General features: G+C 62.4%; 24 protein-coding genes and 2 pseudogenes. 12 read left to right on the top strand and 14 right to left on the bottom strand.

Annotation, left to right across the window (positions count from 1 at the left end; all coding sequences use genetic code 11):
- Positions 1–21: 21 nt before the first annotated feature.
- Both J2R76_RS41135 and J2R76_RS30000 read right to left on the bottom strand, forming a co-directional pair.
- A pseudogene (locus tag J2R76_RS41135) lies at positions 22–123 on the bottom strand (SEC-C metal-binding domain-containing protein); the annotation flags it as partial.
- A gap of 96 nt (positions 124–219) precedes the next feature.
- Positions 220–969 (bottom strand): annotated as a pseudogene (locus J2R76_RS30000) (DUF1186 domain-containing protein); the annotation flags it as partial.
- 211 nt (positions 970–1,180) lie between these two features.
- Here J2R76_RS30000 and J2R76_RS29995 point away from each other — a divergent pair.
- Both J2R76_RS29995 and J2R76_RS29990 read left to right on the top strand, forming a co-directional pair.
- On the top strand, positions 1,181–2,929 hold the full coding sequence (locus tag J2R76_RS29995; RefSeq protein WP_076834849.1) for an NAD(P)/FAD-dependent oxidoreductase: 1,749 nt from the start codon (positions 1,181–1,183) through the stop codon (positions 2,927–2,929).
- A gap of 82 nt (positions 2,930–3,011) precedes the next feature.
- Positions 3,012–3,953: a metallophosphoesterase gene (locus tag J2R76_RS29990; protein ID WP_076827103.1), complete on the top strand. Its 942-nt coding sequence runs from the start codon at positions 3,012–3,014 to the stop codon at positions 3,951–3,953.
- Positions 3,954–4,116: 163 nt separating this feature from the next.
- On the opposite strand, the gene J2R76_RS40865 is transcribed toward J2R76_RS29990, so the two are convergent.
- Both J2R76_RS40865 and J2R76_RS40860 read right to left on the bottom strand, forming a co-directional pair.
- Positions 4,117–4,758 carry a S1C family serine protease gene (locus J2R76_RS40865; protein ID WP_307720389.1) on the bottom strand — a complete coding sequence of 214 codons (642 nt, stop codon included), beginning with the start codon at positions 4,756–4,758 and terminating at the stop codon, positions 4,117–4,119.
- Positions 4,683–5,384 (bottom strand): hypothetical protein, encoded by a 702-nt coding sequence (locus J2R76_RS40860; protein WP_307720390.1) that lies wholly within the window; start codon positions 5,382–5,384, stop codon positions 4,683–4,685. Before J2R76_RS40860 ends, J2R76_RS40865 begins: the two co-directional genes overlap by 76 nt.
- Before the next feature lie 467 nt (positions 5,385–5,851).
- Here J2R76_RS40860 and J2R76_RS29980 point away from each other — a divergent pair, with 467 nt between their 5' ends.
- Positions 5,852–6,160, top strand: a complete 309-nt coding sequence (locus J2R76_RS29980; RefSeq protein ID WP_229193518.1) for a hypothetical protein — start codon at positions 5,852–5,854, stop codon at positions 6,158–6,160.
- 1,218 nt (positions 6,161–7,378) lie between these two features.
- Here J2R76_RS29980 and J2R76_RS29975 read toward each other — a convergent pair.
- Both J2R76_RS29975 and J2R76_RS29970 read right to left on the bottom strand, forming a co-directional pair.
- Positions 7,379–7,624, bottom strand: a complete 246-nt coding sequence (locus tag J2R76_RS29975) for a hypothetical protein (protein WP_233475642.1) — start codon at positions 7,622–7,624, stop codon at positions 7,379–7,381.
- A gap of 500 nt (positions 7,625–8,124) precedes the next feature.
- Positions 8,125–9,138 carry a 1-aminocyclopropane-1-carboxylate deaminase gene (locus tag J2R76_RS29970; protein ID WP_057021182.1) on the bottom strand — a complete coding sequence of 338 codons (1,014 nt, stop codon included), beginning with the start codon at positions 9,136–9,138 and terminating at the stop codon, positions 8,125–8,127.
- A 161-nt stretch (positions 9,139–9,299) separates the two neighbouring features.
- Here J2R76_RS29970 and J2R76_RS29965 point away from each other — a divergent pair, with 161 nt between their 5' ends.
- Positions 9,300–9,764, top strand: a complete 465-nt coding sequence (locus J2R76_RS29965) for an Lrp/AsnC family transcriptional regulator (RefSeq protein WP_057021181.1) — start codon at positions 9,300–9,302, stop codon at positions 9,762–9,764.
- Between the two features lie 185 nt (positions 9,765–9,949).
- The gene (locus J2R76_RS29960) at positions 9,950–11,107 is read left to right on the top strand and encodes an Ig-like domain-containing protein (protein WP_244559025.1); all 1,158 of its coding nucleotides are present in this window, start codon (positions 9,950–9,952) and stop codon (positions 11,105–11,107) included.
- Positions 11,108–11,127: 20 nt separating this feature from the next.
- On the opposite strand, the gene J2R76_RS29955 is transcribed toward J2R76_RS29960, so the two are convergent.
- Positions 11,128–11,508, bottom strand: a complete 381-nt coding sequence (locus J2R76_RS29955) for a cytochrome c family protein (RefSeq protein ID WP_253625296.1) — start codon at positions 11,506–11,508, stop codon at positions 11,128–11,130.
- 153 nt (positions 11,509–11,661) lie between these two features.
- On the opposite strand from J2R76_RS29955, the gene J2R76_RS29950 reads away from it, so the two are divergent.
- A complete protein-coding gene (locus tag J2R76_RS29950) occupies positions 11,662–12,465 on the top strand; it encodes an NAD-dependent protein deacetylase (RefSeq protein WP_076834846.1) in 804 nt (267 codons plus the stop codon).
- A gap of 156 nt (positions 12,466–12,621) precedes the next feature.
- On the opposite strand, the gene J2R76_RS29945 is transcribed toward J2R76_RS29950, so the two are convergent.
- From J2R76_RS29945 to J2R76_RS29920, 6 genes are all read right to left on the bottom strand, one after another.
- On the bottom strand, positions 12,622–12,918 hold the full coding sequence (locus J2R76_RS29945; protein ID WP_057021179.1) for a hypothetical protein: 297 nt from the start codon (positions 12,916–12,918) through the stop codon (positions 12,622–12,624).
- Entirely contained in the window at positions 12,915–13,193 is a 279-nt protein-coding gene (minE, locus tag J2R76_RS29940; RefSeq protein WP_026192121.1) for a cell division topological specificity factor MinE, read from the bottom strand. Before minE ends, J2R76_RS29945 begins: the two co-directional genes overlap by 4 nt.
- Positions 13,193–14,008, bottom strand: a complete 816-nt coding sequence (gene minD, locus J2R76_RS29935; protein ID WP_057021178.1) for a septum site-determining protein MinD — start codon at positions 14,006–14,008, stop codon at positions 13,193–13,195. The genes minE and minD overlap by 1 nt, the downstream gene beginning before the upstream one ends.
- Positions 14,009–14,029: 21 nt before the next feature.
- Complete coding sequence (minC, locus tag J2R76_RS29930; RefSeq protein WP_028335249.1) at positions 14,030–14,746, bottom strand: septum site-determining protein MinC; 717 nt, start codon at positions 14,744–14,746, stop codon at positions 14,030–14,032.
- Between the two features lie 179 nt (positions 14,747–14,925).
- On the bottom strand, positions 14,926–15,267 hold the full coding sequence (locus J2R76_RS29925; RefSeq protein WP_057021177.1) for a hypothetical protein: 342 nt from the start codon (positions 15,265–15,267) through the stop codon (positions 14,926–14,928).
- A 221-nt stretch (positions 15,268–15,488) separates the two neighbouring features.
- Positions 15,489–15,749 carry a hypothetical protein gene (locus tag J2R76_RS29920; protein ID WP_076834843.1) on the bottom strand — a complete coding sequence of 87 codons (261 nt, stop codon included), beginning with the start codon at positions 15,747–15,749 and terminating at the stop codon, positions 15,489–15,491.
- A 575-nt stretch (positions 15,750–16,324) separates the two neighbouring features.
- Here J2R76_RS29920 and J2R76_RS29915 point away from each other — a divergent pair.
- A complete protein-coding gene (locus tag J2R76_RS29915; protein ID WP_028335246.1) occupies positions 16,325–16,561 on the top strand; it encodes a DUF6894 family protein in 237 nt (78 codons plus the stop codon).
- A gap of 623 nt (positions 16,562–17,184) precedes the next feature.
- Positions 17,185–17,601 (top strand): VanZ family protein, encoded by a 417-nt coding sequence (locus tag J2R76_RS29910; protein ID WP_083715236.1) that lies wholly within the window; start codon positions 17,185–17,187, stop codon positions 17,599–17,601.
- A 52-nt stretch (positions 17,602–17,653) separates the two neighbouring features.
- On the opposite strand, the gene J2R76_RS29905 is transcribed toward J2R76_RS29910, so the two are convergent.
- Positions 17,654–18,310, bottom strand: coding sequence for a response regulator transcription factor (locus tag J2R76_RS29905; protein WP_225162391.1), 657 nt, complete (start codon positions 18,308–18,310; stop codon positions 17,654–17,656).
- A 460-nt stretch (positions 18,311–18,770) separates the two neighbouring features.
- On the opposite strand from J2R76_RS29905, the gene J2R76_RS29900 reads away from it, so the two are divergent.
- From J2R76_RS29900 to J2R76_RS29885, 4 genes are all read left to right on the top strand, one after another.
- Positions 18,771–19,691: a response regulator transcription factor gene (locus J2R76_RS29900; protein WP_076834840.1), complete on the top strand. Its 921-nt coding sequence runs from the start codon at positions 18,771–18,773 to the stop codon at positions 19,689–19,691.
- Between the two features lie 97 nt (positions 19,692–19,788).
- The gene (gene galE, locus J2R76_RS29895; protein ID WP_076834838.1) at positions 19,789–20,799 is read left to right on the top strand and encodes a UDP-glucose 4-epimerase GalE; all 1,011 of its coding nucleotides are present in this window, start codon (positions 19,789–19,791) and stop codon (positions 20,797–20,799) included.
- 280 nt (positions 20,800–21,079) lie between these two features.
- Positions 21,080–23,695, top strand: a complete 2,616-nt coding sequence (locus J2R76_RS29890) for an AMP-binding protein (protein WP_253625295.1) — start codon at positions 21,080–21,082, stop codon at positions 23,693–23,695.
- A 376-nt stretch (positions 23,696–24,071) separates the two neighbouring features.
- Complete coding sequence (locus tag J2R76_RS29885) at positions 24,072–25,235, top strand: GNAT family N-acetyltransferase (protein ID WP_076834834.1); 1,164 nt, start codon at positions 24,072–24,074, stop codon at positions 25,233–25,235.
- Positions 25,236–25,285: the final 50 nt, after the last annotated feature.

The following is a 25,285-nucleotide window of genomic DNA, read 5'->3' as shown; positions in this document are numbered from 1 at the left end:
TGAGACCGAGGGAGCCGCAGCTCAACGCTGGTCAGCGAGACAGCATTTCTTGTATTTCTTGCCGCTGCCGCACGGGCATGGGTCGTTGCGCCCGACATGGCGCAAGGGATTCCTCACGGGTTCGGTGTGGCTCCACAATGTATCGAGATCGTCGCCAAAGGGGGCATCCAGATCGTCGAAGGTCTCGTTGTAGCCGTAGTCGGTCCCTTCCATTTCCTGGACCGCATCCTTGATATAGCCGAGGCCAACTTCCTCGAATCGTGCGATTTCCTCGGGTCGCTGCTCGGCATCGACGAGCATTTCGTCGAACTCGCGGCGTTCTGTCATCCAATCGGGTATACGCCCGTCATCGAAAGCGCGATACGCCAAGGGCGCCAGCTCGCGCAACCCCAGGAGGGCAATTGCCTGCTGCCACGCGTACCAGGCATGGTTCTCGTCATCCGCCAGGTTTTGCTCGTGGAATGCTTTGAGCAGGCGCTGCATGCGCTCCCGCCCGATCATCCCATTCCATGTGAGGAAGGTGGCCGCGGCGAGAACCTGCTCGCGCGCAAATTGATCGACGGACTGATCCACGACCAGACTCAACAAGGTGTCGACATCCCCGTCAAAGACACCCGCGACAATGCGCGCCATGCTTTCGGTCAGGCAGTCACCCAACAGGTCATCAAGTTCGCTTTCGGGTCTGCGCAGCAGTCGCAGCAGGTCGCGGCAAACATCCGTGTCACGAGCTCCACCGAGGATGTAGACACCTCGGAACAGCAGCCTGGCCTCATCGTCGGACAGTTCCTCGCCGTTCCCTGCCCGGGCGACGATGGCGCGCAGCGCGGGGGCCGCTTCTTCCATTCTGATCAGGCACATTCCGACTGCGGCCGCAGGCAATTGTTTCTCGGTCGCGACGGCCTCAAGATAGTCTTCGATCGGCCCCAAATCGCCCCGCTCGAAGATAGCTTCTACTTCTTCCTTCTTCATGGGACCTCGATCTTTGCCGGCAGATGAACGGTCACGACAGAACAACTACCCGGTCACCGCTTACCCTCATCCTCTCCCAGAGACAGCATAGGAGCTATTCGCTGGACGGCAATACGCTTGCTTGCGGGCCGCGCCGCCCTCGCCCTAATCTTTGCCTACCGCGTCCAACGAGGCGCGGACAAGACATAACGATATAGGGAAGAGACGGCCCATGGCTCAGGAGAGCACCGCGCGCAAAACTGTGCGCCCTGCCGAGACCGGAACGTTCGATGCCGTGGTGATCGGCGCTGGGTTCGCCGGCATGTACATGCTGCATCGGCTGCGCGGACTCGGCTTCACCGCGCGGGTCTATGAGGCCGGCGGCGGCGTCGGCGGCACCTGGTACTGGAATCGCTATCCCGGCGCGCGTTGCGACGTCGAGAGCCTGCAATATTCGTTCTCGTTCTCCGAGGAACTCGATCAGGACTGGAGCTGGTCGGAGAAATATTCTCCGCAGCCCGAAATTCTCGCTTACGCCAATCACGTCGCCGATCGCTTCGATCTGCGCAGCCAGATCGTGTTCGACACCCGCGTCACCGCGGCGACCTTCGACGAGCAGGCAGGCACCTGGCTGATCGAGACCGACCGCGGCGACAGGGTTACCGCAAAGTTCTGCATCATGGCGGTCGGCTGCCTGTCGGCGCCGAACCGGCCGGCTTTCCCGGGCATGGCGGATTTCCGCGGGCCGATCTATCACACCGGCGAATGGCCGCATGAGGGTGTCGACTTCAGCGGCCTGCGCGTCGGCGTGATCGGCACCGGCTCGTCGGCGATCCAGTCGATCCCGATCATCGCGCAGCAGGCCTCCGAGCTCACGGTGTTTCAGCGCACCGCGACCTGGTCGGTGCCGGCGTGGAACGAGCGGCTGTCGGCGGAATATCTGAGGGAAGCGAAGGCGCATTATCCGGAGCTGCGCGCCAAGGCCCGTGCGCGCCCGACCGGCTTCTATTTCCAGTTCAACGCCCAGCCCGCCTTGCAGGCGAGCGAGCGGGAGCGCGAGCAGCAATACGAAGAAGCGTGGCAGCGCGGCGGCCTGCCCTTCCTCGGCGCGTTCGGCGATCTCCTGTTCGAGAAGGCCGCCAACGACACCATCGCCGATTTCGCGCGCGAGAAGATCCGCGGCATCGTCAAGGATCCCGCCACCGCCGAATTGCTGTGCCCGCGAAACGTGTTCGGCTGCAAGCGGCTCTGCGTCGATACCAATTATTTCGAGACCTACAATCTGCCGCATGTGAAGCTGGTCGACGTGTCGACGACGCCGATCGATCGCTTCACGACGGAAGGCATTGTCGTCGACGGCACCGAATACAAGTTCGACGCGATCGTCTCCGCCACCGGCTTTGCCGCCATGACCGGCTCGTTCGACAAGATCGCGATCACCGGCCGCGGCGGGCAGACGCTGGCCGAGAAATGGCGGGCGGGCCCGCGTGCCTATCTCGGCCTTGCCTCCGAGGGCTTTCCGAACCTGTTCATGATCACCGGGCCCGGCAGCCCGTCGGTGCTCGCCAGCATGATCCAGGCGATCGAGCAGCATGTCGATTGGCTGGCGGATTGCATCAGTCATATGCGCGACATCGGCGCCGGCACGATCGAGGCGGTCCGCGACGACGAGGACGCCTGGGTCACCCATGTCAACGACGTATCAACGGTTTCGCTGCGCTCGACCTGCAGTTCCTGGTATGTCGGCGCCAACATCCCGGGCCGTCCCCGCGTGTTCATGCCCTATATCGGCGGCTTCCCGATCTATGTGCAGAAGTGCAATGAGGTGATGAACTCGGGTTACGACGGCTTCGTGCTGCAGGGTGGGCGCAACGGCAATGCACCGCCGCAGGTGCGCTTCACCGAGCGCTGGCAGGTACCGCTCGACATCGAGGTGATCTCGCCGGCCGCGGTCGCCGCGAAGCGGGTTCCCGTGGTCTGAGTGCCGGCGGTATCCCCGCCGGGATTGCGCATGATAGTGTCGCGCCGGTCCGCGCTTGGCATCGCGGAGCGCACGGGGGACGATGGCCGACACGGCATTGCAGGGACTGGTCGAGCGGATCGGCGCGGATCACGTCGTGCGCCGGCTTGGGATCGAGGCCGCGCATGAGAAGCAGGTGTTCGGCCAGGGCACGCTGCTGTTCAACGTCGAGAACTGGAAACTGGCGCCGCGGATCATCGAGACCGCGCTCAAGGTGACCGGCCTGCACGGCCGCGCGCGGCGTAATGCCGATAGGGTCGAAGTGCGGCACAATCTGGTGACGTCGGCGCGCCTGCCGGCGGCCTTCGACGGCTTCGCCATGCTTCAGCTCAGCGATCTCCACGCCGACATCAGCCAACGCGCGATGCGGCATCTGATGGACATCGTGAGCGATATCGCCTGCGATATCTGCGTTCTCACGGGCGACTACCGCGGCAAGACGTATGGGCCGTTTGAAACGAGCCTCGCGTTGATGCGGGATCTGTGCGCGCGGATCAAGCTGCCGCTCTACGGCATCCTCGGCAATCATGACAGCATCCGCATGACGCCGGCGCTGGAGGCGATGGGCATCAGGATGCTGTTCAATGAGCAGGAGTCGATCACGCGCGATGGCGCGACGATCCACCTCGCCGGGATCGACGACGCGCACTTCTACCGCACCGACGACATTGCAAGGGCTGCCACGGCGATCCCGCGCGATGCATTCTCGATCCTGCTGGCACATACGCCGGAATCCTACCGCGCGGCGGCGGCAGCCGGCTTCGACCTGATGCTGAGCGGCCATACCCATGGCGGCCAGCTCTGCCTGCCCGGCGGCATCGCGATCAAGCTCGAGGCGCGGCTGCCGCGCCGGATGGGCCGAGGCGTATGGCGGTTCGGTGAACTTGCCGGCTACACATCGGCCGGCGCCGGCACCAGCCTCGCGCCGGTGCGGCTGAACTGCCCGGCCGAGATCACGGTGCATACGCTGCGGCGGCTCGGTTGAGCATACTCCGCTCGTACGTCGCAGGCGCCCATTGCCAAAATATCGAAAACAACCCCATGCAAAGGAGTCGGCGGCTGCCCGGACGTCGCAAGGAAAGACGTGTGGCCGGTAGCCAGATGCAGTCGCCCTGCCGCAAGGACGGGAAGAGGGCGTAGCGGAGGTCTCAATTGCCCTTCTTCGCACTCGCGCTCTGCTCGTTCACCGTGCAGGTGATCAGCAGCGTGTAGCCGCGCGCATTCTTGGCAATCTCGGCGGTTTCCTTCTTCATCTCCTCGCGCCACTCGGCGGTCCGGTACGCCACCGCGCTGTTGTCGAGAAAGTCGCGCAGCGCGCCGGTCTTGATCGCGAAATTGATGTTCTCCGGGATGGTCCCCGTCGCCCGCGCCATCCTGACCGCGTCGAGCTTGGCAGCCACCACGCCGACCACCGCGCCGGTAAGGTCGAACAGCGGACCGCCGCTGTTGCCCGGCTGCACGGCGGCGCTGATCTGCAGATGACGGGTATCGTTGAGGATGCCACTCAGCGAAGAGACAATGCCCGTGGTGACCGTGAAATCGGATGTCAGCAATCTGTGATAGGGATAACCGATCGCCACTACGCCGTTGCCGACCAGGATGGGGTTTTGCCTGAGGCTGACGACATCCTTGAAAGGGGTCGGCGCCTGCAGCAACGCGAGATCATTGGTCTCGTCATCGGACACCAGGCGCAGCTTGACCGGCGCCTCGCCGCTCAGGTTGCCCGTGATCTCGCTGCAGCCGCCGACGACATGGTGATTGGTGACGACGTGGCCGCTGCTGCTGACCACAAAGCCGGTGCCGGTCCCCGATCTCGCCTGCTTCGCCGGCGCGGCGCGCTGGGTGCTGCAGCCTGCTGCGGCGGCGCCGCCGCAGGCTTTGTCGCGACCGCGAACTCGCCGGCATTGGAGACGCCGTTCTTCTTCACCGAGACGACGCAGTTGAGCAGAGCCGGCAACAGCTGCGCGGTCTGATTGAGGTTGAACTGAAACAATTGTCCCTGCGCGAATGCCGTCATCTGGCGCGCCTTGCGGAACTGGTTGATTAGACTGGAATTCACCGGCATCTCGACATTCACGAGCTGGGTGCCGAGCGGCATGCCGTAGACGTTGAACGCCGGCTGGCCGTCAAAGGTCAGCGCCAGCGGAAAGGCCTCGCCCGGCGTCAGACGCCAGCTGTCATGGGCAAAGCCGAGCCGCCAGCTGCCATTCTCGGCGATCGACACCATGAAGAAGATGCCGCTTTGATAGGTGGTGCCCGCCGAGCAATGGGTGAAGGCGCCATTCTTGTCGTTGGTGAAAGCGCCGCCCTTCCAGTTGCCGACCGTGATCGAGCCGTAGGGACCGCGGGCGCTCGACGGAGTTGCAGACGCAAACAGCCACGCGGCCGCAACGGCCGCCCAGATCGCAACTCTCATGACGCGCACTCCCCCCAGCCACAACCCATCATAGGAGGCGTCGAAATTCATCCGCAAGTGGTGCGCGGCTTGGTCTTTGGTCCTGCGGCCACGCAAGTCCGCCGCGGATGAGGCGATCGCCACGCCCTCAGGTTACAGAACCTATGTTCCTATTATGTTCCTATGTCAACCGAGGTACTGGCCGCATTTAAGCCCCGTGTCCCAAGTTGAATCTTGGAGTGTCTTAATTCCGATTAAGCGAACGAAAACCGTAACTTGGCCGATGTTCTCGGCAAGACTACTGAGTCGCACGCCAGATGTTCTGGCTTTTGCAATCCGCCAAGTGTTCTCGCTCCACAGGGCAGAAGTGTTACCGGGGTTCTCCGTGGGTGAACGGAGTTCCAGCCTCCGCTACCGTCCCCCTTAGCATTCCGATGGAATAAGCCCGCCATCGCAGGGGTTGGAAGCTGAGGGAGGTCGACCAAGCCATGGAAAGCGAAAGTGCGCCTTCAGGGCCGGGTGAAGCCGCGTGGGAAGCGTTGACATTCGATGAGCCCGTCATCGTCGCGCTTGCTATTTGGGCCGCGCTATTGGTGGCCCACGTCATCGCGGCGTCGGTGTATTGGCGGGAGCAGCGCAGCCCGGAATGGTTGGCCGTTCTTGCGATCTTGGCCTACTGGCCAATCCTGGTGTCGATCATAGGTCTCGGCCTTGTTCTAAAATATCTGATCCGACCGCTGATCGGACAAATAAAACTGTTCCGGCGAAGGTCCGATATCAAAGGCGTCGTTGAGTAACGCCGCCTCAGTTGGCGGCCTCTCCGTTTATGATCTCGATCCATCGGCGCAAGCTCGATTCAAATCGCTCGCGCACTTCTGCTTCCGAGTTAGCCGTCACGCCAAATGAGAGCGGCGCCTCCCTTCCTGTGGTTGCGATCCATCCTCCGCAAGCTCGCGGCTGAATCTCCGGCACAATCCCCGGCTTGGGGCTGAAACATAGGCAAATGCAGGCCCGGTCGAAGCGCCCTCTAATACGACACCATGACGTCGGAAGAGATGCGAGCGATGGCAGCACAGTGCGATGATGTGGCCGTGAAGCTACTCGCTCCCGAGCGCGCCATCGTCCGGAACGTCGCAGCCCAATCGCGTATGCTGGCACACCAATCCGAGATGCTACGTAGAGAGTGGCGATCAATCAGGCCTTCCAGCGAGACTGTTCCCCGTGACGCCCTCAAGGAAACGGCCCCAGCGCGTTGGAACGAACGCTGAAGCCGCCTTGCCGCGCCGCTGAGAATAAGGCGGCCCCGGCACGTAGCTAGCGCCGGGGCCAGAGGGATTGTCATTCCCATGAGAACTCGACCCTGCGCCCAATAGGTCTGTTCCCGCATTTGCATAGGAAAGTCAGCATGCGTTTCATCGCAGATGCGATGCGGCACTCAAGCAAACGGCCCCAGCACTCGGGCAAGGAGGCTGAGGCCGAGGAGCGCCCGTGGGGTAGGGAAAGATTATGGACACCCCCGCGTGAGCTAGAACCTCGATGGTACGGAAGGGCATTTGCATATGTGAATGAGTGTCCTGATTTCCCCAAGCGAATGTCCTAACTGGGACAGCATCTCAACCGGGGTGCTGTCCGCATTTAGGCCCCCGTGTCCCAAGTTGACTTTGGAAGTGTCCTGATTAGAAAACGGCCCCAGCGCCGGGAGAGCGCTAAGGCCAAGTTGACGTTTCCAATGAGCTACGGCAGTTCAGCCGATCAGAAGCCAGCCTAAGCTGATGATGAACGCGACGAGCGATATCCCCGCCAAGCCTATGAGGCTGAACTCGACGCCATCTAAATCGGTCCTGAACATAATGTTCAAAGCATTACACGTCGGATCGGCGGGCGCTTTAGCGTATGTCAGTCAGCGGCTGTGTCCAATTTCCAGATTCCACCGGGCATCAGATGTCCTAATTCCCCTGTACGAGTGCCCTAACCAGGACAGCACCTCAACCGGAGCATTGCCGCCAAGGCGGACGCTACTGCGGCTCCCCGACCGAGGAGCGCGCCGGCGGATTTGGATCGCTGAACCAGTACCAGGATGCGAGGGCATGGACGCCGACGCCGATCAGGAAGATGCCGGCGTAGAGCTCGACCGCATGATTCATCGCCAGCAGGCGGGGATGCGGCGCGGCACCCTGGCCCTGGTAGGTCCAGACCCAGTGCCCCACGGCGACGATGCCAACGCCGAGCGCGGCGATGGCTCGGCCGGCCGCATTCATCATCCTCACGCGATGGTCTCCCAACTCGCCCGGCCAGGCAAAAATACCGGGCGAAGCTGACGCGGACCTGACGTGGGACATCGAACGTAGCCCGGATGGAGCCAACGGGTCGCGCGAACGCGTGCCCGACGACAGGCTCCGCGAAATCCGGGACTTTCTATCCGCGCTGCTGAAGCCTGCCGGACTACGCTTTGCTTCATCCGGGCTACGGACTTCTCTTCCCCTTCCCCCTGAAAGGGGGAAGGTCGGGATGGGGGTCAGCTACAGGCGACGCTGCAAGCGGAGAGAGCAGATCCCCACCCGCTTTGCTCTGCGAGCAAAGCGACTTCCCCTTTTCAAGGGGAGGTAAGAATGCATAGCCCGGATGGAGCCAACGGGTCGCGCGAACGCGCGCCCGATGACAGGCTCCGCGAAATCCGGGGATCGTGCCGCCGAGAGACCTTACCGGATTGCGCTTCGCTTCATTCGGGCTACGAAGCCACGAAATTAGAAGCCCGCTCGCCTCAGCCGTTCCTGAACGCGTAGGCGTAGCCGTTGAGCGCCGGTGCGCCGCCGAGATGGGCGTAGAGCACCTTCGATCCGGCCGGGAAATAGCCCTTCTGCACCAGATCGATCATGCCCTGCATCGACTTGCCCTCGTAGACGGGGTCGGTGATCATGCCTTCCAGCCGCGCGCTGAGCCGGATCGCCTCCTTGGTCTCCTCCGACGGCACGCCGTAGGCGGGATAGGCGTAGTCCTCGATCAGCACGACATCATCCTCGACGATGTCGCGGCCGAGCTCGACGAGCTTTGCGGTGTTCTGCGCGATCGACAGCACCTGCGCCTTGGTCTGCGCGGGCGTGAACGAACCGTCGATGCCGATCACGTTGCGCGCGCGCCCATCGGCGGCGAAGCCGACCAGCATGCCGGCATGGGTCGAGCCGGTCACCGTGCAGACGATGATGTAGTCGAACTTGACGCCGAGCTGGCGCTCCTGCGCGCGCACCTCCTCGGCGAACCCGACATAGCCGAGCCCGCCAAATTTGTGCACGGAGGCGCCGGCCGGAATCGCGTAGGGCTTGCCGCCCGCCGCCTTCACTTCCTCGATCGCCTGCTCCCAGCTCTTGCGGATACCGATGTCGAAGCCTTCGTCGACCAGCCGCACATCGGCGCCCATGACGCGCGAAAGCAGGATGTTGCCGACGCGATCATAGACCGCGTCCTCATGCGGCACCCAGCTTTCCTGCACCAGCCGGCACTTCATGCCGATCTTGGCCGCGACCGCCGCGACCATGCGGGTGTGATTCGACTGCACGCCGCCGATCGAGACCAGCGTGTCGGCATTGGAGGCGATCGCATCGGGGATGATGTATTCGAGCTTGCGCAGCTTGTTGCCGCCATAGGCGAGCCCGGAATTGCAATCCTCGCGCTTGGCATAGAGCTCGACCTTGCCGCCGAGATGCTTTGACAGCCGATCGAGCTTCTCGATGGCAGTCGGCCCGAATGTGAGTGGATAGCGCGCGAACTTCTCCAGCATGCTGGCATCCTCTTTGGTGGTCTGAAACGGCGGCCACAGCTATCACCCCTGGCGCGAAAGGTGCTCTCTAACTCAGCCCGCACAATTGCCGAAGATTGCCGGATCTGGCCCTGATGGTATATTTTCTCTCATGAAATCGACCAATAGTGAGAGATTCTTCCATGTCCGCCCGACTCGACCGCATCGACCTCAAGATGTTGAGATTGCTGCAAAAGAACGGCCGGCTCAGCAATGCCGAGCTGGCCGATCAGGTCGGCGTCAGCCCCGCCACCTGCCATCGCCGGACGCAAGCGCTGTTCGACGAGGGTTATCTCAGCGGCGTCCGCGCCATGGTGGCGCCGCGCAAGCTCGGCAAGGGCACGCTGGTGATGGTCGGCGTCGTGCTCGACCGCTCGACACCGGAAAGCTTTGCGAGCTTCGAGCAGGCGGTGGCGAAGCTCAAATGCGTGCTCGACTGCCACCTCGTCGCCGGCGATTTCGATTACTTCCTCAAGATCCGCGCCGGCGACGTCGACGACTTCAAGCGCATCCATGGCGACCAGCTGATCGCGCTGCCCGGCGTGCGGCAGACCCGCACCTTCTTCGTCATGAAGGAGGTGGTGGACAATGCGGCGCTGGAGTTTTGAACCTGACGTCATCCCGGCACGGGCCGGGCGCCGCGAGCCGCCAGATCGGCCGGCCTGCCCGAGAGAAGTAATCCCTTCATCCGACTTGATGGCCGGCGCAAACCGGCGCAGTCTCTCACTAAATCCCCGCGGGGGGCGGGGGTCGCGCGCGGATGCGCGGGGGACATCATCCGCGGATGACAATCATGAACGCCACGGCGATCCGACTGGTCATTCCGTTGCTGGCACTTGCCGCCGGCGGCACGGCGGCGCTCGTCTTCGGCATCCGCCAAACCCAGCAAATCCTGGGCGGGAGCACGCCTTTGACGGCGACAGCACCATCCGCGCCAGCGGCTCCGGCGCGAGACCAAAACAAGACCGCGCTGGCAAAGGCGCAAACCGAGACCGCGGCCTTGGCCGACGTGCTGGCGGGACCGGCGCCGGCACCAGGCGGCGACGCGGTGCCGGAGTTCGACGTCGTCAACATCGAGCCGACCGGCGAGACCGTTGTTGCCGGCCGGGCGCTACCGGGCACGACGGTGGAACTGCTGCGCAATGGCGAGGTGCACGATCGCGTCGTGGCGGACAAGTCCGGCCAGTTCGTCATGGTCCCGCGCCCGCTTCCGCCGGGAAACTATGACCTCACCCTGCGCATGACGCGCGACGGCAAGCAGGTGACCTCCAAGCAAAGCGTGGCGGTGGCGCTCGAGGCTGCGACGCGGGAGCGGCCGATGGTGGCGCTGATGACACCGGACAAACCGGTCCGCGTGCTGTCGCAACCTGCGGCCACGGCGCCGGCGGCTGGGAAAGTGGCCATCGAGGCCGTCGAGACCGAACCGGACGGCAAGCTCCATGTGAGCGGTCAGGCAGCTCCCGGCGCGACCGTCAGGCTCTATCTCAACGGCAGCTTGATCACGTCCGCGACGGCCGACGAGGCGGGGCACCTCTCGGTCACGATCAACAAGGGCGTGACGGCCGGCAACTATCAGGTGCGGCTTGACGACGTCGACCCCACTTCCGGCAAGGTCCGCGCGCGTGCCGAGGTGCCATTCAACGTTCCGGACACGATGACGACCGCATCGATCCCGGCATCGCCAACCTCGTCCGGCCGTGCGGATATCGCCAAACCACAGCTCGCCGCGGCGGCAACCGCCACCGCATCCGATGTGAAGTCCGCCTCCGCTGTGATCGTGCCGAAGATCACCACGACCACCGTCGCCCGCGGCGACAGCCTGTGGCGGATCAGCCAGCGCGCATTCGGCGCCGGACAGCGCTACGCCGTGATCTATCGGGCCAATTCGCAGCAGATCCGCAATCCCAATTTGATCTATCCCGGCCAGGTCTTCGTCGTGCCGGCAAAGTGAGACCGGCCTACCGCCAACGGTCACTTGCCGGGGGATTTCAGGAACGCCACGATCCTGGCGCGATCCTCCGCCGAGCGCACGCCGGTATACGGCTTCATGCCGTTGCCCGACACCACGGCCTCGGGATCTTCGATGAAGCGCAGCAGCGTGCTCTCATCCCAGACGATGTCGGATGATTTCATCGCCTCCGAATAAGGAAAGTTCGCAACCGATCCGGCCTTGCGGCCGACCACATTGTGCAGGTTCGGGCCAACGCGGTTGTCGCCGTCCTTGACCGTGCGGCAGGTGCGGCAGGAATTGTTGAACGCCTGCTCGCCGGACACGCCCGCATCCTGACCATGGGACGGCGATGACGCCAACGACATCAGCCCGCAAACGACGACGATGAATCCCGGCCGCATCGATCACTCCGTCGGCAATTGCGCCAGGCAAACAGGCGCGCGCAGCACCACGCCTCGGGTGCCATGCCGTCAACGCAGAGGCGGCGTGAAAGGTCCGCTCGCGGCAGGCCCCACATCTGGCGCAGATACGCACGCCGCACTAGATGTGCTGCCATGCCACACCCCGCCCTCGAGGATTTCGTCGCCGGCCACCAGCGCCTGTTTGTCCTGACCGGGGCCGGCTGCAGCACCAATTCCGGCATTCCTGACTATCGCGACAGCGACGGCAACTGGAAGCGGACCCGCCCGGTCACCATCCAGGCGTTCTTGGGCGAGGCGGCGACGCGGCAGCGCTACTGGGCGCGCAGCATGGTGGGCTGGCGACGGTTCGGCCGCGCCGCGCCGAACGGCGCGCATCGCGCGCTGGCCAAGCTCGAACAGCAGGGGCGCTGCGAGCTGCTGCTGACCCAGAATGTCGACCGCCTGCACCAGGCCGCCGGCAGCCGGCGGGTGATCGACCTGCACGGCCGATTAGACGTGGTGCGCTGCCTCGGCTGCGGCGCGACGATGCCGCGCGAACAATTCCAGCACGAGCTCGCGCAACGAAACCCCGCCTGGCTCACGCTCGATGCCGCCGACGCTCCCGACGGCGACGCCGATCTCGAGCAAGATTTTTCGTCGTTCGTGGTGCCGGCCTGCGAAGCCTGCGGCGGCGTGCTGAAACCCGATGTGGTGTTCTTCGGCGAGAACGTGCCGCGCGATACGGTCGCGTCGGCGCAGGCGCATCTCGAGCAGGCCGACGCCGTGCTGGTGGTCGGCTCCTCGCTGATGGTCTATTCCGGCTTTCGCTTCGTCCGGATGGCAGAGCAGCACGGCCTGCCGATTGCCGCCGTCAATCTCGGCCGCACCCGCGCCGACGAACTGCTCACCCTCAAAGTCGAGGATAGTTGCGAGAGCGCGCTGGCGTTCTTGCTGTAGGTCGCCTGTCTCTTCCCGTCATTGCGAGGAGCGATAGCGACGAAGCAATCCATCGAGCCGCCTATGCGGAAAAATGGATTGCTTCGCGGAGCCTGTCATCCGGCGGCGCCTTGCGCCGACCGGGTGGCTCGCAATGACGATGGGAGAATCATCGCACTACGCGCGGTGGCGCGGCGCCTTGGCCATCGGCATGTTGGCGTTCCAGTGCGTCCAGCTGACGCTGGCGAGGCTGCCGAGGTCCGTCGCCAGTGGGCGACGGGTCCGGCGCTCGTACTCCGCGATGCAGCGGCCCGACTCGCCGATCTTGCGCTGCAATTCGTCGATCGTCATCTGCGTCGCACGGCCGCAATTGGCCTTGCCGAGCTGATCGGCCTCGATCGCCCTCAACGCCGCCCGCAGCTTCTTGAGCTGCGCGCGCTGCCAGGCAATGTGACTATCGCTGTCTGCCGTCATGTGGCCGCCACCATCTTCGATCGTTGCACGCCATTGGGAACCTCGATGTCGACCTCGAGCATCGAGACGAACTTGCCACGGTCCATCCGGACCACGACCTTGTCGGGGTCGACGTCGATATGCTTGGAAACCACGCTCAGGATTTCCGAGCGAAGTGTCTCCAGGAGATCTGGCGCGCCGGTCCGGCCACGCTCATGCGAAAGCAGGATCTGCAACCGCTCCCGCGCGACGGGCGCCGATGCGGCGCGGCCGCCGAACAGCCGCATTACGTTCATCATGCCGCCCTCCGTCGCAGTAGCCGATCCATCAACCCCTTGCGTTGAACCGGCACGGTCATCTCCACCGCCTCGCCCATCAGGCGGCGTACCGCGTCGGTATAGGCCCGCGCCGGCGCGCTGCTTGCTGCGTTCAGCGTGACCGGACAGCCGACATTGGAGGCGCGCAGCACGTCCTGGCTTTCCGGGACGATGCCGAGCAAGGGGGTCGCAAGGATTTCCAGGATATCGTCGATCGACAGCATCTCGCCGCGCGCCGCGCGGCCGGCATCATAGCGGGTGACCAGAAGATGCTTCTCGACGCGCTCGCCGCGCTCGGCGCGGACCGTCTTGGAATCGAGCATGCCGATGATGCGGTCGGAGTCGCGAACCGACGACACTTCCGGATTGGTGACGATAACGGCCTCGTCGGCGTAGCGCATCGCGAGCGTCGCGCCGCGCTCGATGCCGGCCGGGCTGTCGCACAGGATCCAGTCGAACTTGGTCTTGAGGTCGGCGATCACGTGCTTAACGCCCTCTTCGCTCAGCGCGTCCTTGTCGCGGGTCTGCGACGCCGGCAGCAGCCAGAGATTCTCCAGCCGCTTGTCGCGGATCAGCGCCTGCGGCAGCTTAGCGACGCCCTGCACCACGTTGATGAGGTCGAACACCACCCGACGCTCCGCGCCCATCACCAGATCGAGGTTACGCAGGCCGACGTCGAAATCGATGACGACGACGTTCTGACCCATTTGCGCGAGCGCCGCGCCGAGCGCGGCGGTTGAGGTCGTTTTGCCGACCCCGCCCTTCCCAGACGTCACGACCAATACCTTGGCCATTCTCTCTCTCCTTGTGGTCGGTCAGTTCAATGGTGTAATGCGCAGCATTTCGCCCTCGAGCCACGCCTGGGCGGGCCGGTTGCGCAAGCTGTCGGCGATTTCTTCCGCAGTCTGGTAGTAGCCATCGATCGCGAGCAGCTCGGCCTCGATCCTCTGGCAGAAGATGCGGGCCGCCGAATTGCCGTTGATGCCGGCCATCGCCCGGCCGCGCAGCGTGCCGTAGACATGGATCGAGCCGCCGGCGACGATCTCGGCGCCGGAGCCGACCGAGCCGAGCACGGTGACGTCGCCCTCGGCAAACACGATCGACTGGCCGGAACGGACCGGGCTCTCCAGCAGCAGCGACGGCAGCTTGGTCTTGTCCTTGTCCTTGTTTTTTTCCTGCACCTGCGGCTTCTGCGGCTCGACATGGGTGATCGCGCAGGCCCGGCCGCCGGTCAGAAGCGGCGGCATGTTGGCGCCGAGCTTCGATTCGTCGACGCCCTCGATGCCGAGGATGCGGATGTTGCGCTCACCGAGGCTGCCGATCAGATGCGCGATCGCGGTCTGGCTGAGATCGACCGCCGAGAGGTCGAGCACGATGGGCTTGCCGGTGAAGAAGCCCGGCGACTTCGCCAGCGTCGCGTCGATCTCGGCCAGCCAGGACACGACAGGCACGACCGGCGAGAAAACGAACGCAACGTAGGAACGGCCGCGCATGCGGACCTGCTGACGTGCGACCTGTTGAGTTGCGTCCATCGCCCCTGACTCGGTTGTCTTGTCGAATGGTTAACAATCGGACCGCATGGTTAATCAAAGGTTAACGCGGTCAGAGTTTTCACCGATTTGAGCAGCGCTCGCCCCGGGGGCTCGAAACGCGCTTTGGCGTTTGAACAGGTGCGGAATTGGAGGAGATGCGGCCGCGTTTTTGAGCTGGATCAATTTTCTTCGCGCCAGACGGGGTTATCATTGCGCGAGCGTTTGCAGACGACGTCATGACCCAAACCTACTGGATTGAGATCCTGCGGTGCCCGAAATGCCGACGCACGGGCCACGCTGAGCTTTCCGAGGTCGCCCCGCTTCGCAACCGAATTGTTCGGGTTTCGGAGGAATTCGAAGTTCGCGCCGACGAGCGCGGCGACGATTTCCAGTGCCGAGCCTGCAAGCTGCCAGCCCTGCCATGACAGCGGATGCCTTAACGCGCATCTGCCGATCACGCCGAAAATCATCGTTGCAGCTATTCCGCCTTGATATTCGCCGACTTGACGATCGGCCACCATTTCTCGACCTCGGCGACTGCCTCAGGTCGATCACCCGGACGAGGTCGACGCCGCAATCAAACTCCACCTGCGGGAGTTCGCGCCAACGGCGTGAGGCGCCACTTGGCGGCGGCGAGCGGCGCGAGCTTGCGTCGGACGCAGCTGAGCGCGCGATGCATTTGCTCTACGCCCGCCGAAGACCCGCGACGTCGTCGCGGGCCTTCCGGGAACGGCTATGCCGATCAGTGGACCGAGCGGTCGGTGCGGGCAGCGGCCCGCGCGGTCGTCATCTTGTTGCGGGGCGTCAGAACGCTGAGCTGATGCGGCGTCGCCGATGTGGTCGCAACAGGCGCCTGCTCGCGGGCGTTGGCGGCGCCAATCACGCCGGCCTGCACCGCCGAGATCGGCAGGCCCGCAGCCTCATAGGTCGGAAGCTCCGCAGCGGACGCGGCGGTTGCGATCGCGAGAGCGGCGGCAAGGGTGGAGAGGGAAATCTTGATCACGGAAGGCTCCTCAGTGGCACGTGAGAAGCAGAGTTAGTCAGCTATTATTGCAATGCAATATCAATATTGCCGCACCGCACAAATAATTGATCGCCGACGCGCCTGGCGAGTACCGGGGGCCGTCGCGAAATACTGCTTGCCGGCTTCGGGTGTCAGGTATTGCCGCACGCTTCCCTGACCATCCGAGAGATCTCGGCGCGTCCGTGGTCCGCAGCCGTTTCCTGCTGGTCGGCCGCCTGCCTCAGTTTCCGTAACGGCGTGATTGTATTCGCGTTGACGAGCGGCGTTCTCTGCTTGCCGCCGGCCGCTTGCCATAGTCTCGAAATCACGGTGACCGAATCGCTGGCTCATTGCCGACAAGCCCGCACGAATTCGGCTGGTCTCCTCTCGACCCGATGCGTCGCTCGACCTTCCGAACCGATGATGGTGCAGGTCCACGTCGGGGTACCCAACAATGATGATCCGCCCTCCTAGAATAGCGGCTTGCCGTCCGCCTCACCGTGGTGCGATGACACCACTTTGATGCGTCGAGCTCGTCGCAGTCGTCGGAATGTTCGCCTCATCCGGAGACACCAATGCCGCGGTATTTTTTTCATATCCACGGCGGCCATTCAGTGCTCGATGATGTCGGCCTGGATCTTCCCGACATTTTCGCCGCACGGACGACGGCGATTGAACTGAGCGGCGAGATACTCAAGCACGACGTGACGGAGCCATTCTTGCGTCATCTTCGCTGGCATGTCGAAATCAGCGACAGCCCCGAGCCGGGCGGCCAGTCACTGTTCGTCCTTCAGTTTTCCATTGCGGCATGAATAGCAGCGAACGCAGCGCTCGCCTGCGGCGCCTCGTGGCCATCTTCAAACTTCGCGATGGAACGAAGCGTGCAAGCTTGATGTCCAGGAGGAGTACTCTGAAAGCCCCGGCGACACGCTGAGCGAAAGCTGCAATTCCCGTCCATTGCGGACGGACCAATCGCCGGCTTGCTTTGGCTCGCAGAAACCAATCACGACTACACAATGGAGAAGAAGCTTTCTGCCGATCAGCTTTCAGATATCACCGCCTGGTGTCTCGAATTTGTATTCGCGCCTAGACCTGACCTCGGAGGTCCCGCATGACAGCAAGGCACATCTGGTACGTCTCCTTCATTGATCAACGCGATGCTCCGCCCGACAGGCACGCACGAAGGACTGCGACATTCGTATCCGAACAGGATGCGAAGCAGTTCACAAGGAAACTGGCGGAGGACCAGCGCATCGAGAGACTTTCAGCTGGAACGATCAACCCGTACCGGCCCAAACGGGTCATCGGATCCAGAGACATTGGCCAGTGGCTTGGCAAAACCTAGCCCGCCATGGTGATCCGCAGTTGAGCTTGCCCCCATCGTGCAACGACGATCCATCTCTTTAAAACGGCCGCGCCTGAAGAGTAGTTGCGAATGCGAATGATGAAACCAGGTTACTGCGCTCTTGCTGAACCACAAGGGATGACGCAAACCGTATTCCGATGCTTGGCTTGGGGTTTGATCCTAGGCCTCTTCATCGTCACCGATACACCGCTGGCATTCCGTCCGCACACGTTGATATCGGCGAACATCGATCGTTTTGCAGCTCTGTTCATTATCGGGGTCGCCTTTTCGCTCGCCTATCCGAAGCACGTGCTGCCAATCCTGCTCGTCCTTCTCGCTATCGTCGTCGGCTTCGAACTCATCCAAAGACTGCTCCCCGACAGACATGGATACGTAAAGGACATGTTCGTCAAAGGCGCCGGCTGTTGTGCAGGCGTTTTCATCGCAACTGCCTTGAGACGCTCGTTTTCCGCAATCTCCAGGCGGACAGACAGCCCGTTGGCCTAGCGGGGATGATCATCGCGCATGAAGCTCGATGAAAAACGCCGGTCCGTCGCCGCTATTCGACGGATGGAGACCCGGTCGGCCCGGAATATGAGACGGCAAGCGTAGCAAGGACGGTCCTGTTGCTGATCTCGAGCTTGCGGAAGATGTGGTGCAGATGAACCTTGATGGTACCGTCGGCCACCTTCAGACGGCGGCCAATCTCCTTGTTCGACAAGCCCTCCGACACCAAACGCATGATCTGACGCTCGCGGTCCGTCAGCACCGCAAGATATTTCTCCGGGATCGTCGTTTGCGCATAAGGGATGGCTTCTTCGTACGAGGGCGGAGGCAATGTCTTCTGGCCGTCGGCGACTTGCCGCAACGTCTGCAAGAGCGTTTCGGGCTCCTCCTCGCTCAGAAGAACACCGCAAGCTCCCGCTGCTGCGAGCATGGCGAGATCGCGATCCTCAACCGAGGCGGCAAGAAACACGAGCCGCACACCAAGCGCCCCGGAGTTTGCGACCTCGAGCATGGCCTGCCCAGAAATGTCAGGCATCGACATGTCCAAAATGGCGATGTCGGGCGCGAGGCTCTGTATTGCCTTGAAGCAGCTCGCAATATCATTGCAGCGAGCAACAACTTTGAAATCACGCTCTGCTTCGAGCAGGCAGTTCAGACCCAATAAAACGACTGGATATCTACTGGCAATGACTACACGACTGAAATGCATTTCCGATCAACCCTCAATCCCCCTCAGTTCAGATCGGCGCCCATGACATTAATAAGCTACTCCAATATGAGGCATTTCAGTAAGGTTTTGTTGTCGTTTGGTCCCGTGAATCTACCGCCTGGAGCGCGCCGATAACCAGATTCCACAACGCGTAATCGCAGCGACGATCCGAGGCACCCTCAGCGAGTGCCTGTCGACGAGGATCGAGAGACCACCCTCGTCAGTTTGGCGGCCCCAAATGCCTATAACCAACGGTATATAGGGATATTGGGGATTAGCATCTAACATTCTTAAATATTTTCGGAGTGGGTTAAGCGCTTTTCGTCCCAGGTTTGTTCTATCGACCGAATCTGAGGAAGCTTGTTTTTACGTCGTTCTTTTCAGCTGGGCGGGCCACCAAAAATGAATCGGGTTCAACCCTTCAACCGCTTGTATCATTGTAGCGTCCGGGAGAGTTTCCATGAGACGACGATATCCTTTTGCCATTGCACTGGTTGGTGAAAATAGTCTTCGCAAAGAAGGCCTTGCAAGAATTCTAAATTCGGAGAATTTCGTCCTAACCTCGATATACGACGCGGATGATTGGCCCAGCGATGAGGCGCTTCAGAAAGCCCCCGCGAGTCCGTCATTGTTCCTCATCGTTCATAGTGGCGATGATTTTCGCCCGACAGTCGAGCAAATCGACTCGTTCAAGCGCCGTCACGCGGATGCACGTGTCGCAGTTGTCGCGGATCACTTTCATCTGAATGATCTGGTTGCCGCATTCCGAGCCGGCGCCACCGGATATTTCATCGACGTGATGAACTGCGACGCGTTCATCAAGTCCATCGAACTCGTCATGATGGGTGGGACGGTATTCCCGCCGGCATTCTTGGAGTCCGCTCTCGAGACCGAGAAACGCGAGGTGGACGATGCTCCTGTACCCAACGATGACGATCATGCCGTCGCAACGGCAGATGACACGCTGGCTCAGCAACTTTCGCCGCGGGAAGTTTCAATTGTGCAGTGCCTGATTGAAGGCGATTCCAACAAGTGCATTGCGCGCAAGATCAAGATTGCCGAAGCCACGGTGAAGGTTCACATCAAGGCGATCCTTCGCAAGATTCGGGTTCAAAACAGAACGCAGGCAGCAATCTGGGGATTGAACCATCGATCTGCGGCTTGGTCGAGAAACAGCAGTTCGGCGCATCAGATCGTTGACGTAACCGAGCGGCTCCTCCCACCTGGCCGGGAAATTCCCAAGATTGCGAGAGCGGGCCGGCCGGCGCCACTTGGCGCGATCGACCATGCGGAGAACTACTTCGAAGTCTCCCTCGCCAACGGCCATACCCGCAAGGACATGAGCTCAAAAGCCGACGGGGCGATCCGACTGCGGAAATAGCTGAGACTCGTCCGGTCTGGCGCATCGGCATCACCGCGCGGGATGATTTCCCGCGCGCGGCGAGCATTGACCACGCAGACGCGAAACGGAAGCGGAAATGATCTTGTTGACCGGCGGTGCCGGCTATATCGGATCCCACATCGCTGTCGCCCTACTCGACGCCGGGCTCGATGTCGTCGCGGTCGACAATCTTTCCAACAGCAACAGCGCCTCTCTCGAACGGATACGAGCCATCTGCGGGCGATCGGTCATTTTCCGGCATGCCGATATTCGCAATGAAGAGGCGATCTACCAGATCCTGCGCGCCCACGACGTGACTGCGGTCATTCATCTCGCCGGCCTCAAGGCGGTGGGCGAGTCCAGCGCTCAACCCATCACCTATTACGACAACAACGTCGTGGGAACGATGCGGCTCGTGTCGGCCATGACGCGAGCATCCGTCAAGACGCTGGTCTTCAGTTCATCCGCAACCGTTTACGGGACACCCGCGTACCTGCCGCTGGACGAGAAGCATCCCGTCGCACCGATCAATCCGTACGGCCGCACAAAATACTTCATCGAAGAAATACTGAAGGACCTTCATGAGTCCGACAAGGATTGGCGGATTGCCATCTTGCGCTACTTCAATCCGGTTGGCGCCCACGAAAGCGGACTGATCGGAGAAGATCCCCTGGATGTGCCGAACAATCTGTTGCCTATTGTGGCACAAGTGGCGATCGGACGACGTCCGACGGTGCATGTTTGGGGAAACGACTATGATACTCCGGACGGCACCGGGATCCGCGACTTCATTCACGTTGTCGATCTTGCATCCGGACATCTGAGCGCCCTTAGCCAACTGAGACAGCCCGGCCTTCTGACGGTCAATCTCGGAACAGGAAGCGGCAGTAGCGTCATGGACGTGATCCGGACATTCAAGGAAGTGAGTGGCCGGCCCGTGCCGTATGTGATCGACCAACGCAGGGTCGGTGACGTCGCAATCTGCTATGCCGATCCAACTCTCGCGAAGAACCTGTTGGGCTGGACATCAGCGCGATCGCTGACACAGATGTGTGCCGACCATTGGCATTTCCAGATGAAGAACCCGAATGGCTATCGCGGCACGTAGTCGGCGAGAGCCATTTGCGTCTTCGAGAATTTCTGTCTTGTTCGAGGCCTGCTCAATCCCGCGCGAGCCAGACGACTGCTCTCATCGGCAAGCTCAAGTCGCGCCGCTGCCTGGTTACGCCACCACTCAGCAATGGTCGCAATCGGCAGGATGGCAGGATGACGCACCGAATATTGGCTAATCCTTAATTGCTAGCTTCACTTGCTGTACGGCAAGGCATCTTCGGGAGCGGCGGGCTATGGTTGTGCGAGCCGACTTACGTTGTTCAAGGTAGGACGGAATGCTTCTGGACAACGAGACGCCTGCCGCCACCATGTGTTCCGAGAGCTTCCACGCTCGCGACCATGGGGAGTCGGAAGCCCGGCTCACAATAAGCCAGGTCATAGGTCGAACTGCCAGTCGGTTTCCGAACCAGCCGGCGATCGTCTCGAGCGCTTTCGAGCCCCTGACATACAACGGTCTTGAACGCCAGTTGAACGCAATCCGCCGGCGGCTGCGCTTGGCCGGTTTCGATTGTAATACCCGGATCGGGGTCTTGATGCCGAACGGCCCGGAGGCGGTTCTCGCCATCGTGGCAGTCGCCTGCTGTAGCGTCGCGGTTCCTCTCGACCCACGCCTTTCCCAGCCTGAAATCGAGCAGCGTCTCGACATGCTGAACTTGAGCGCCCTCGTTGTGCTGCAGGGCAGTACCCCTGAAGCTCGCCAGGCCGCAGCCCGCAGAACGCTTGCCGTCATAGAAGCCGCTCCGGTCGGACAGGGCCAGCTTGGGCTCGAGATCGCCGTGCAAGTTGCCGGCTCCCCTGCCATCGACGCCGAGCCGGATCCGCGCTCCCCCGCCTTCATTTTGCAGACGTCGGGCACGACCGCGCAGCCGAAGCTCATTCCGTTCAGCCATGACAATATGCTGGCGGCGGCCGAACGCCTTCAGGCCTGGTTCGGCCTCACGTCCCGGGACCGATGCCTGAGCGTGTCGCCCCCCTACTATTCCCATGGGCTCAAAGTGACGGTCTTCACGCCGTTGCTGACGGGAGGCAGCATTGCCATCCCGGCGAACAGTGCCGTCGTCGCACTCGATGAGTGGTTCGATGTCTTGCGGCCGACCTGGTACTCGGCAGGCCCGACGCTTCACACCACGGTGCTGGACAAGGCACGAAGCCTCGAGAATGCACAGCCGGCGCACACTTTGCGGTTCGCCATGTCGGGCGGCGCGCCGCTCGCGAGGGCCGTGCAGGACGACCTGCAACACGCTCTCGGCGTGCCGGTGCTGGAGCATTACGGTTCCAGCGAGGCGGCCCAGATCGCCGCCAACCAGCTGCCGCCCGGTCCGAACAGGCCGGGCACCTGCGGAAGACCCTGGCCCGATACCGTGGCCATCGTTGGCGAGGATGGACATCCCCTGGCAGCCGGCGAGCGCGGAGAGATCTGGATTCGTGGACCGACCGTGACGTCGGGCTATCTCGATGCGCCGGAACTCAATCAAGCCGCTTTCACGAAGGGTTGGTTTCGCACCGGCGATATCGGCAGCCTCGACGAAGACGGCTTCCTTTCGCTGCACGGCCGCCTGAGCGAGCTGATCAATCGCGGTGGTGAGAAGATTTCTCCCGCCGAGATCGAGGCCGCGCTATTGCGACATTCGGCCATCGCCGAAGCTGCGGCCTTCGCGATCTCGCATCCGCGCCTGGGCGAGGACGTCGCAGTCGCCATCGTCCCTCATCGCGGCGCGCAGGCGAGCGCTGCGGAGCTTCGCCTGTTCCTTCAACGCGAGCTGGCCTCGTTCAAGATTCCGAGACGCATTCTGACGCTCGACCATCTGCCGAAGGGGGTGACGGGAAAGGTTCAGCGGCGACGTCTGCGCGAGCTGGTCGACCGGCCACGGGGGCACGAGGCGACGACGCCGGCGCCCGTCGCGAACGGGCCGTTGGATTTGGAAGCCGAGTTGCTGACCCTCTGGCGCAGGCTGCTCAAGAACGAGGCCGTGACCGTTGACGATGATTTTTTTGCCAGCGGCGGAGACTCCCTTCTCGCGATGGAGATGCTGATCGAGGTCGAGCGGCTCGTCGGCTATCCCGTGCCGGAAACCATCATGTTCGGGGCAGAAACCGTCCGGCAATTTGCCGCAAGGGTTTCCGCACCAACGGACACGTGGACGACGCCGTTCTTCCAGCCCCATGCGCCTGGCACGCGGTCTCCGCTGTACTTCTTCAACGGCGATCTTGTCAGCGGCCACGCGAGCGTGCGGCGGGTGGTAGAGCTTCTGGGGCCGGATTATCCGATCATCTCGATCAATCCCCACGGGCTTCATGGCGAGCCGATTCCGGGCTCGATCGAGGCGATGGCCGCCGACCGCCTGCCGTTCATCCTGGCAAGGCAAGCGAGCGGTCCCTTTCTTCTGGGCGGCAAGTGCAATGGCGCCATGGTGGCGTTCGAAGTGGCCCGCCAGCTGATGGCTGCCGGCCACACGGTTGATTTGGTTACGATGGTAGACCCGCCGACCGTCAGTGCCCGTCCAATGCCGCGGGCGATCCTGGGGCTGCTGAAGCCGCTGGTTTCGCCTTATCTCCTGCGTTGGACCTTCGAGCAAATGGTGAGACTGGAGCGATACCTGAAGCTTCCGGCGAACGAACAGCCTGCGACCGCGAAGGTCGAAATTCCAACGGCGTTGTGGGACGCTCATTCAATCGCTATGGCGCGGTATTGTCCGGCGCCGCTCGAGATCCCGGTAGCCTTTTACGCGGCCGACCACGATGGCCGAGCGTGGCGGCATCTCAGCTCTCAACTGGAATTGATACAGGTGCCTGGCGGACATCCGGGCTGCCTGTTGATCGGTGCGGAACTGCTCGTGGATCACCTGCGGCGGAGATTTGAAAAACTCGCCTCGGGATCGAGCGCCACGTGAGAAATCGGACGTCAGCCATGACACGCCCCGATGAGCGGGCGGAGCATCGAGGCCGTCGGACGCCGAAGGCCGGACCGCGCTGCACCCGCCTCGAACCCGGTCGATCACAGCTTCACCTCGGCACAGTTGCTGCGCTGGCACAAGCAGCTACCGTGGGTAACCAGAAAGGGTCCGCACCTCGATCGAATTCCGGATATAGTTGCCGTGATCGGCCTTCGCCGAGACAACGGTCAGAGACGCCAGGACGTGTCTGCCAGAGGGATATCCGCGCGTGACGAGCCATCCATCATCGGATCTTGCGCGAACATTGCAGCTCGATCCTTCGGTATTCCCGTCACATCGCGCGTTCAGCCCTCTGGCGTTGGAACGGGAAAGCATGCCTGAGACGGTTACCGATGTCAGCCTGGATGCCCTGGAGAGCATTGCGTGGCTTGAATCCTCATGGAAGGAGCTCGAAGCGCGAGTGACTCACTCGTTCTTCCTGTCCTGGCTCTGGATCGGCACTTGGGTGCGGCATATCCCGGATGGCGCGCGACCACACGTCCTCGTGGCCCGGTCATCAGGCAAGATCGTTGGCCTGGCGATTATTTGCCGGCGGAGGGCGTGGAGTCTCGGGCCGCATGCGCGGACGCGCTGGCTGCTCAATGAAACGGGAGATACTCGCTTCGACCGATTGTTCATCGAGTACAACGGTATTCTTGCAGAGCAATCCGATGCCATCATATCCGCAGGCCTCAATGCGTTGACGTCCCGCTTGCACCGCTCGGATCAGCTGGTGCTCTCCGGAATTGATCCGGACCTTGAGGCGACTGCCAGTCGCGCCGCAGGCCGGGCCGGGCTCGTGACCGAGGTGAAAAAAGCTGATGCGGCATTGTGGGTCGATTTTGCCCCGGTCCGCCAGCGCGGGGGGGATTATCGCGCCACATTGGGCCGCAGTACGCGCCAGGCCGTAAACCGCGCCATGCGGCTGTATGCCGAACGCGGCCCCGTTGAACTCCGGATCATGGAAACGACGACGGAGGCCCTCGCCGCATTCGAATTGCTGGGCGACTTTCATCGGTCGCGATGGGGACGCAGGGGAGCCTTCGCCAATCCCGGCTTCCGTCCGTTTCACGAGGAGCTGATTGCGCGCGGAGTCCCGACGGGGGCCGTTCGTATCTCACGGACGCTGGTTGGGAACGAGACAATTGGGGTCGTGTACAATTTCGTGCATGACGGCCGTGTCCTGAACTACCAGAGCGGCTTTCTCTATGAGAGCGATAGCCGGCTCAAGCCCGGGCTCGTCAGCCATGTGCTGGCTATTGAGGACAGCATTGCACGCGGGGAAAGCGGCTACGACTTCCTGGCCGGTGGCGGCGGGCACAAGTCCCATCTGGCCAACAGGGAGCAGGCCATGGCGTGGATCGCTGTCGGCAGAGACAGTCCAGAGCGCCACATCGAGGCCAAGCTCCGCAGTGCCAAGCGGATGCTACGGACCATTGCCACGAATCTTCCAAAAAAGACCGCGGCTCTGTATTCCGTATTCGGGGCTGGCTCCTAGTCGATCGGCTTGGGCTCCTTGGCGAGAACCAATGTCCAGGTCAGCGATGT

Source organism: Bradyrhizobium sp. USDA 4532, assembly GCF_024171315.1.
GTDB lineage: Bacteria > Pseudomonadota > Alphaproteobacteria > Rhizobiales > Xanthobacteraceae > Bradyrhizobium > Bradyrhizobium australafricanum.
The sequence above is the reverse complement of the archived record's forward strand: the minus strand, read 5'-3'. Positions and strand labels throughout refer to the sequence as shown.